Origin of the sequence: Streptomyces sp. NRRL S-1022, from assembly GCF_000720135.1 — a bacterium.
Lineage (GTDB): Bacteria > Actinomycetota > Actinomycetes > Streptomycetales > Streptomycetaceae > Streptomyces.
The window spans coordinates 1-2,385 of the sequence record NZ_JOIU01000083.1; the positions used below are offsets into that span (position 1 = coordinate 1).

The following is a 2,385-nucleotide window of genomic DNA, read 5'->3' on the forward strand; positions in this document are numbered from 1 at the left end:
AACACCGCACAGCCCACGGACTGCCCGCCACCTCCCTCGCCTGGGGCCTGTGGAACCAGACCAGCACCATCAGCGGCGAACTGAACGAAACAGACCTGCGCCGCCTGGCCCGTATCGGTCTCCTGCCGCTGGCCACGGACGAGGCGATGGAGTTGTTCGACACCGCCCTCGCGGGCAGCGAACCGGTCCTCGCGGTCAGCGGACTCGAACCGGCCGCACTGCGCGAGGCGGGTGACGCCCTGCCGCCGCTGCTGCGCGATCTGGTGCCGGCCGGCCGCCGCCGCACCGCAGCCGCGGCCGGCCGGCCCGGCGGCCAGGACGCGGGCCCCTCGCTGGCCGAGCGTCTGGCCACCCTGTCCCCGGAGGAACGCGAGCAGGCCCTGACCGACCTGGTACGCGCCCAGGTCGCCGCGGTCCTCGGACACGCCGACGCCACAGCCGTCGACGCCGAACGCGCCTTCCAGGACCTGGGCTTCGACTCCCTGACCGCCGTCGAACTGCGCAACCAGCTCAACAACGCCACCGGCCTGCGCCTGCCGAGCACCCTCGTCTTCGACCACCCCAACCGAGGACCCGACGGCCGACGACCTGGTCAACGCGAGCGACGAGGAGCTGTTCGCGCTCCTCGACGACCTGAACTGACCGGGCGACCGCTCCGGGAGCCGACGAGGGGGTCGGCTCCCGGGCGGTTCCGCACGCCCGGCGTGCCGGCGCCGCGGCACACCACCGCACGAACCACCAGACCGAGTACGAGCCACATGACGACGGGGAGCTGAGATCAGTGGCGAACGAGCAGGAACTCCGCGAATACCTCAAGAAGGCCATCGCCGACGCGCGCGACGCGCGCAGGCAGCTGCGCGAGGCCGAGGACAGGGCACAGGAGCCGATCGCGATCGTCGGCATGGCGTGCCGGTACCCGGGCGGTGTGTCCTCTCCCGAGGACCTGTGGGAACTGGTCGCGAACGGGATCGACGCCATCAGCGAGTTCCCGTCCAACCGGGGCTGGGACATCGACAAGCTCTACGACCCGGACCCCGAGCGGCCGGGGACGTCGTACGTCCGCGAAGGCGGCTTCCTGCACGACGCCGACCTGTTCGACCCGGAGTTCTTCGGCATGTCGCCGCGCGAGGCGACCGCCATCGACCCGCAGCAGCGCCTGCTGCTGGAGACCGCCTGGGAGACCTTCGAGAGCGCGGGGATCCTGCCGGCCGGGCTGCGCGGCAGCCGCACCGGTGTCTTCACCGGGGCGATGTACAACGACTACGGCTCCCGCCCCCACCTGCCCGCCGAGGGCAACGAAGGCTATCTCTTCAGCGGCAGCGCCGGCTCCATCGCCTCGGGCCGGATGGCGTACACCTTCGGTCTGGAGGGCCCGGCCGTCACGGTCGACACGGCCTGCTCCTCCTCGCTCGTCGCCATGCACATGGCCGTCAATGCCCTGCGCAACGGCGAGTGCGACCTCGCGCTGGCGGGTGGCGTGGCCGTCATGTCGACACCGACGGCGTTCGTGGAGTTCTCCCGGCTGCGCGGTCTGTCCACCGACGGCCGCTGCAGGTCCTTCTCCGACGACGCCGACGGCACCGGCTGGTCCGAGGGCGTCGGCCTGCTCCTGGTCGAACGGCTCTCCGACGCACGGAAGAACGGCCACCGGGTGCTGGCGGTCATCCGGGGTACGGCGGTGAACCAGGACGGGGCCAGCAACGGCCTCACCGCACCCAACGGCCCCTCCCAGGAGCGTGTGATCCTCGCCGCGCTGGCCAACGCCGGCCTGGGCACGAGCGACGTGGACGCCGTGGAGGCGCACGGCACGGGCACCCGCCTGGGCGACCCGATCGAGGCCCAGGCTCTGCTCGCCACCTACGGCCGGGGTCGGCCGGACGGGCAGCCGCTGTACCTGGGTTCGCTCAAGTCGAACATCGGTCACGCGCAGGCGGCCGCCGGAGTGGGCGGTGTGATCAAGATGATCGAGGCCATGCGGCACGGGGTGCTGCCGCGGACGCTGCACGTGGACAAGCCGTCCAGCCATGTGGACCGTGCAGGCGCTGCGCGATCAGGCGGCGCGGCTGGTGACGCACCTGGAGGCTCAGCTGGGGCTGTCGGCGCAGGACGTCGCCAGGTCGCTGGCGACGGAGCGGGTGGCGTTCGAGCACCGTGCGGTGGTGACCGGCGCCGACCGTGATGAACTCATGGCGGGTGTGCGTCAGTTGGCGCAGGGTGGTGGCGGTGTCCAGCCGTCGCAGGCCCGCCGCTCGGGTGGAACGGCGTTCCTGTTCACCGGCCAGGGCGCACAACGCCTCGGCATGGGCCGACAGCTCTACACCGCCTTCCCCGCCTTCCGCGGCCTTCGACGAGGTCGCAACCGCCCTCGACGCCCACCTGCCCCGC

2 pseudogenes are annotated in these 2,385 nt (G+C 72.2%); both read left to right on the top strand.

The features are described 5' to 3' along the window. Positions 1-146: 146 nt before the first annotated feature. Positions 147-563: pseudogene (locus IG05_RS50835) on the top strand (beta-ketoacyl reductase); the annotation flags it as partial. 218 nt (positions 564-781) lie between these two features. Then, positions 782-2,385: pseudogene (locus IG05_RS0140830) on the top strand (type I polyketide synthase); the annotation flags it as partial.